A 5,966-nucleotide genomic window follows, 5' to 3' on the forward strand; every position below is an offset into this window, starting at 1 on the left:
ATTGACGAAGCTTGCGCTTCATTCAAAAATTGTAAAACTTATTTTTGCCTCATCGTTCAGTTTTCAAAGTTCGTCTGCCGCTCTTGGCGACTTTAATATCTTACCAAGTGAAGAACAAAAGGTCAATCACTTTTTAAAATATTTTTTATTTTGTTTGCCGCTTATCTCGGCGACGTCTATTAATATATCAGTAAAACTTTAATCACGCAACCCTTTTATTAAAATAGTTTTAAGAAATTTATTAAATCATGCTTTAATCACTCACACTATATTATTTTCTTCATTATATAGGGTTAAAAATAAAATAAGGCGAGCCAACGGCTTCGCCTTATGAACGGAGAGACGATAAGGATACATTTCGTTTTTTCGCCTCTTTCAAATAGAAAAAGTAAAGAGCTTCTGCTTGCTTCACTTGAGCCGCTAATTCTCCTGTATCTTCGATGCTAACTTCAAGCATACGACGTTTCGACTCAAACTTAGCTTTCGCTTCCATCAACTCAGTCAGTAGTCGTTGATCATAATCATCTTTTAACGACTTACGAAACCATTTCATAATTCTCTTCTACCTTCCATCGCTCGAGACAAGGTCACTTCGTCCGCATACTCTAAATCCCCACCGACGGGCAAACCATGCGCGAGACGAGTTACACGGATTCCTGTCGGCTTAAGTAAGCGTGATAAATACATCGAAGTCGCTTCTCCCTCAATGTTCGGGTTCGTCGCTAAAATCACTTCTTGGATTGACTCGTTCTCTTGTAACCGTGTCAGCAAGCTTGAAACGTTAATATCCTCTGGACCAATCCCTTCCATTGGACTTATGGCTCCATGAAGAACATGATATTTCCCTCTATACTCTCTCATTTTCTCCATGGCAATCACGTCTCTTGAATCTTGAACCACACAAACTACCGTTTCATCCCGATGTGAGTCTTTACAGATTGCACAAGGATCAATATCTGTAATGTGACCGCACACGGTACAATATTTGATGTCCCGTTTCGCACTGACGAGAGACTTCGCAAACGTTAATACATCGTCTTCTTCCATATCTAATACATGGAACGCCAAACGCACTGCAGTTTTAGGACCGATTCCAGGTAGTTTCGTAAAACTCTCAATCAATCGTCCAATGGCTTCAGGGTATTGCAACTCGCATCGATCCTTTCTTCACTTAAAAGCCTGGGAGATTCATACCTTGTGTGAAACGTCCCATCTTATCATTCACAAGCTGATCAGCTTGCTTCATCGCATCATTAATTGCTGCTAAGACGAGATCCTGCAACATATCTACATCTTCCGGGTCGACGACATCTTCTGCAATGATGACATCTAAAACCTCTTTATGACCGCTGACGACAACTTTTACCATGCCGCCTCCTGCAGTACCTTCTACTGATAACTCTTTTAGTTCTTCTTGAGCTTTCGCCATATCTTTTTGCATCTTTTGCATTTGTTTCATCATGTTATTCATATTTCCCATTCCACGCATTCAGAGCGCCTCCCTTATGTTTCTTCGATTTCAACGACATCGCCAAAACGTTCCATCGCCTGTGCAACCAACGGGTCTTCGGTTTCTGGTTCTTCGACTCGTTCTGTCCGCTCTGCTTGTTTTTGAAGGATGAACTCATTCTTCAGTTCATTCCAATCCGTTTCAAGCACCGCCATAATTTCACGACGAATCCCCGTAACTTCAAATAACGCCTGCTCGATTACATCACGCGTACGACCATTCGAACTCACTTGTTCATAGTGCCATGTCATTCCATCTTTAAATTGTACCAGTAAGGTGTCACTTGCACAAAGGACAGCCTCACTTTCATAGAAGAGTGCGAAGATTGGACCATCCTGTATCCGAATATTCGTCATGATATCGTCCCAACTATCGCGAATCGCATTCAAATGCTGCCGCTCAGCTCGCTGAAGTAATTGGCGAATCCGCTCTTTCGGCACTCGGATTTGTGTTCGTTTCGGAGCAGGCTTCGGTTTTTCCACCTCTCCACCTGTCACAGTCACGCCATTCTTCTTCACTTCATTCAATTCGCGGCTCAACTCACGCACTTGGTCTTGAAGTTGTGTCATCTGCTCACTGATCGTACGACCTTGCTCTGCAATTCGAATGAACGTTAACTCTACCAACACCTTTGGATGATTCGACAGCCTCATTTGCTGCTGGCACTCATTGAGCTCTTCAATCACTTGGAACAATTCGTCCGTCGAAGTCGCTTCGACAAACTGACGAAACTCATCAGTCGGACGAGCACGCTCTAATAAGTCGGCAGCTTGCGGAGATGCTTTTAAGAGTAACGCATCCCGATGGACGAACACTAAGTCTTCAATGAAACGCTTTAAATCTTTCCCTTCGCGTAACATCATTTCAAGCGTACTCAAAATTGCATTCAACTCTTTTTTCTGTAATCCGTATGCCATTTCGAGCAGTGTTTCATCCGTCACAGCACCCGTCACTTCTAACACCGCTTCTTCCGTCAAACGCCCATCGCTAAATGCCAAGGCCTGATCAAGCAAGCTAAGGGCATCCCGCATCCCGCCATCAGCAGCCCGTGCGATTAGTTTCAATGCTTCCGGATCATAATCATGGTCTTGATCATTCAAAATATAGGCCATCCGGGTTTGCAATTGACTCACTTCATGTCGTTTGACATCAAATCGCTGACAACGCGAAATAATCGTTGCCGGAATTTTATGCGGTTCTGTCGTCGCTAAGATAAAAATCGCATGTGCTGGCGGTTCTTCAAGTGTTTTTAATAATGCATTGAATGCACCTGTCGACAACATATGCACTTCATCAATGATATATACTTTGTAACGCCCTTGAGACGGTGGATATTTGACTTTGTCTCGGATTTCTCGAATTTCGTCAACTCCATTATTTGATGCCGCATCGATTTCAAAAACGTCCGGACTCGTACCTTCCGTGATCGCGATACACGTCGGACAGGTATTACACGGTTCACGTGTCGGTGCACTTTCACAGTTGATCGCCTTAGCAATGATTTTCGCTAAGCTCGTCTTCCCTGTCCCGCGTGGACCTGAAAACAAATATGCGTGTGACATCCGCTCCTCTAATAAAGCGTTTTGAATCGTACGTGTGATATGGACTTGACCGACGACCTCTTGAAATGACTGAGGTCTGTATACTCGATATAACGCTTGATACGCCATGAGTTCGCCTCCTTCCCCACTTTTCTTCTCTATCTCATCATACAAAAAAATCTACAGCCCTGGGGCCATAGATTGAAGTTATAAAATAAATCTGCCGCGCACCGATTTCTGAAAGCACGTCAACATGCGTTACTCATGCAGTTTGCTCAGCCCAAGCACCCCTGCGGCACACGGTACGTCACCACTTAAGGCTGCTTCCTTCCGGACCTGACCTGGTTCATGGGTGACCGTTGCGCAGGACTCAGACGTCAACGCCACTTACATAAGGCAGACCACACCAGCGCACTCCCTCGAATCGGGATTCAGTCTCGCTACAGCGGATTGCGAGTGACAGGGCACCGCTACCTCCCCACCTAGCACGGCAAATGGGTAAATGAAATTATGCACTATCTCGAGTGCTATTACATTATACTGTTTAATCGATTGGGTTGCAACCTCTCTGATGAAGTCTCTCTTGTTTCTTCCTTTCTCTAAGCGCCCGGAAGAAATCAGTTAGAAGTCGTCCACATTCTTCTGCTAAAACATTTTCGGTTACGTCAGCCTGATGATTGAATCGTTCATCTTGTACCAAATTCATCAACGTAACGCAACAACCCCCTTTCGGATCATGTGCACCGAAGATGACCCGCTTCACTCGGGATAGCACAATGGCACCCGCACACATTGGACACGGTTCGAGTGTGACGTATAACTCACAATCTTCCAATCGCCAATTTCCTAATGCTTCATTCGCCGCTTCAATCGCGATCATCTCAGCGTGAGCAGCAGCTAAAAGATCGGTTTCACGACGATTATGACCAGTCGCAATCACTTCATCACCTTTAACAATCACACAGCCGATCGGAACCTCACCGATGGCCTCTGCTTTCTTTGCTTCTTCGATGGCCAACTGCATAAATCGTTCATCACGTTCCATCGATTCACCTCGTTTCTTATTTAACACTATGAAAAAAAATGAAAATCAAATCCCTCGCCATATCATTCGCATTCTATGCTAGAATGGAACTTGCACTTTGGATAATGGAGGATGACATCATATGTTTATAACGGTAGAAGGACCGATTGGTGTCGGGAAAACATCACTGGCCCATATCATCAGTCAGCATTTCTCGATGCAGATGCTGAATGAAATTGTAGAAGAGAACCCATTTCTCGGCAAGTTTTATGAAGATATCGAAGAATGGAGTTTCCAAACGGAAATGTTCTTCTTATGCAATCGATTCAAGCAGTTGGATGATATTCATAAACACCACTTGAGTCAACAGCAATCCGTCGTTTCGGACTATCATATTTTCAAAAACTTGATTTTTGCTCATCGTTCGTTGAAACCTGCGCATTTAAACAAGTACGAGCAAATTTATAAGATTTTGACACATGATATGCCGAAACCTGATGTCGTCATTTACTTACACGCCAGCATTGAGACACTGATGAAACGCGTTGCTTTGCGTGGACGTGAAGTGGAAGAAAATATGTCTCGCGATTATCTCGAACAACTTGCTCACGATTATGAGACGTTCGTTGAATCCTATCGCGCGGCCCATCCAGAAGTGAAAATCCTCTCGTTTAGTGGGGATGAACTCGACTTTGTACACAATCCGGACGATTTGACACATGTCCTCAAGACGATTGAACGCGAATTAGAATTAACTAAAGGAGCACAATTAAAATGAAGCTGATTGATAAATATAACATTCCGAACGATACAATCATTACAATCGGTGGAATGGTTGGAATCGGGAAATCGACGATTACCAATTCGTTAGCCGATGCTTTAAACTTCCGAACGTCTCTAGAGAAAGTAGATACGAACCCTTACCTCGATAAATTCTACCATGATTTTGAACGTTGGAGTTTCCATCTTCAAATTTACTTCTTAGCAGAACGTTTTAAAGAACAGAAGAAAATCTTCCAATACGGTGGCGGCTTCATTCAAGACCGGTCCATCTATGAAGACACAGGCATCTTCGCAAAAATGCATTATGAAAAAGGGACGATGTCACCAACAGACTACGAAACGTATTCAAGTTTGTTCGAGGCTATGGTGTTAACACCCTTCTTCCCACACCCAGACCTATTGATTTATCTTGAAGGTTCGTTCGAACAAGTCCTTGAACGCATCCAGATGCGCGGTCGCGAGATGGAGCAACAAACACCAATCGCTTATTGGGAAGAGATGTACGAACGCTACACAGAGTGGATCAACAACTTCAACTTGTGCCCAGTACTACGCCTCTCGATTGAAGAGTACGATCTCATCAAAGACCCAGATTCAGTCGAACTCATCCTTGAAAAAATTGAAAAGCAGTTAACGATTGCTCGCGAAGCAAAAGTTAGATAATCATACAGAGGGATTACGCTATCAAAAGCGTGATCTCTCTTTTTGTGCATAAAAAAATCCACAGCGCATATGTCTGTGGATACAAAAAATGCATCTGCCTCTGCAGATGCCCGATTGAAAGCGGAGTTGGTGGGATTCGAACCCACGCGAGCCTTGCGACTCCTAACGGATTTCGAGTCCGTCCCCTTCAGCCGGACTTGGGTACAACTCCAGGCCTAAAAAAGTGTAAAAAAAAGAAAGTGGAGGAGGTGGTGGGATTCGAACCCACGCAGGCTGTTACACCCCTGACGGTTTTCAAGACCGTTCCCTTAAACCACTTGGGTACACCTCCAAAAGATATAAAATTGTGTGAGCCTCCAAAAAAGAAATGGAGGAGGTGGTGGGATTCGAACCCACGCAGGCTGTTACACCCCTGACGGTTTTCAAGACCGTTCCCTTAAACCAC

At 44.0% G+C, this 5,966-nt stretch carries 8 protein-coding genes, 2 tRNA genes and 1 other RNA gene; 3 read left to right on the top strand and 8 right to left on the bottom strand.

Features of this window, described 5'->3' with window-relative positions:
• Window positions 1-202 (top strand): hypothetical protein (locus PQI28_RS15420; RefSeq protein ID WP_339963818.1); only part of this gene is annotated, 202 nt, incomplete at its 5' end.
• 126 nt (window positions 203-328) lie between these two features.
• Here PQI28_RS15420 and PQI28_RS15425 read toward each other — a convergent pair.
• From PQI28_RS15425 to tadA, 6 genes are all read right to left on the bottom strand, one after another.
• Complete coding sequence (locus tag PQI28_RS15425) at window positions 329-553, bottom strand: YaaL family protein (RefSeq protein WP_214697288.1); 225 nt, start codon at window positions 551-553, stop codon at window positions 329-331.
• Window positions 550-1,149, bottom strand: coding sequence for a recombination mediator RecR (gene recR / locus PQI28_RS15430; protein WP_012727753.1), 600 nt, complete (start codon window positions 1,147-1,149; stop codon window positions 550-552). The genes PQI28_RS15425 and recR overlap by 4 nt, the downstream gene beginning before the upstream one ends.
• A gap of 22 nt (window positions 1,150-1,171) precedes the next feature.
• Window positions 1,172-1,489, bottom strand: coding sequence for a YbaB/EbfC family nucleoid-associated protein (locus PQI28_RS15435; RefSeq protein ID WP_074034102.1), 318 nt, complete (start codon window positions 1,487-1,489; stop codon window positions 1,172-1,174).
• A gap of 14 nt (window positions 1,490-1,503) precedes the next feature.
• Window positions 1,504-3,180, bottom strand: coding sequence for a DNA polymerase III subunit gamma/tau (gene dnaX / locus PQI28_RS15440; protein ID WP_339963819.1), 1,677 nt, complete (start codon window positions 3,178-3,180; stop codon window positions 1,504-1,506).
• 94 nt (window positions 3,181-3,274) lie between these two features.
• An RNA gene (ffs, locus tag PQI28_RS15445) (signal recognition particle sRNA large type) lies at window positions 3,275-3,542 on the bottom strand.
• A gap of 53 nt (window positions 3,543-3,595) precedes the next feature.
• Entirely contained in the window at window positions 3,596-4,096 is a 501-nt protein-coding gene (gene tadA, locus PQI28_RS15450; protein ID WP_339963820.1) for a tRNA adenosine(34) deaminase TadA, read from the bottom strand.
• A gap of 121 nt (window positions 4,097-4,217) precedes the next feature.
• Here tadA and PQI28_RS15455 point away from each other — a divergent pair, with 121 nt between their 5' ends.
• A complete protein-coding gene (locus tag PQI28_RS15455) occupies window positions 4,218-4,853 on the top strand; it encodes a deoxynucleoside kinase (RefSeq protein ID WP_214697300.1) in 636 nt (211 codons plus the stop codon).
• On the top strand, window positions 4,850-5,521 hold the full coding sequence (locus PQI28_RS15460) for a deoxynucleoside kinase (RefSeq protein ID WP_251125747.1): 672 nt from the start codon (window positions 4,850-4,852) through the stop codon (window positions 5,519-5,521). Before PQI28_RS15455 ends, PQI28_RS15460 begins: the two co-directional genes overlap by 4 nt.
• 121 nt (window positions 5,522-5,642) lie before the next feature.
• On the opposite strand, the gene PQI28_RS15465 is transcribed toward PQI28_RS15460, so the two are convergent.
• Both PQI28_RS15465 and PQI28_RS15470 read right to left on the bottom strand, forming a co-directional pair.
• Window positions 5,643-5,732: transfer RNA gene (locus PQI28_RS15465), tRNA-Ser, on the bottom strand.
• 29 nt (window positions 5,733-5,761) lie between these two features.
• A tRNA-Ser gene (locus tag PQI28_RS15470) sits at window positions 5,762-5,852 on the bottom strand.
• Window positions 5,853-5,966 lie beyond the last annotated feature (114 nt).

The organism is Exiguobacterium sp. USCH10, from assembly GCF_037619445.1.
In the GTDB taxonomy this organism is placed as follows: Bacteria; Bacillota; Bacilli; order Exiguobacteriales; family Exiguobacteriaceae; genus Exiguobacterium; species Exiguobacterium aestuarii_A.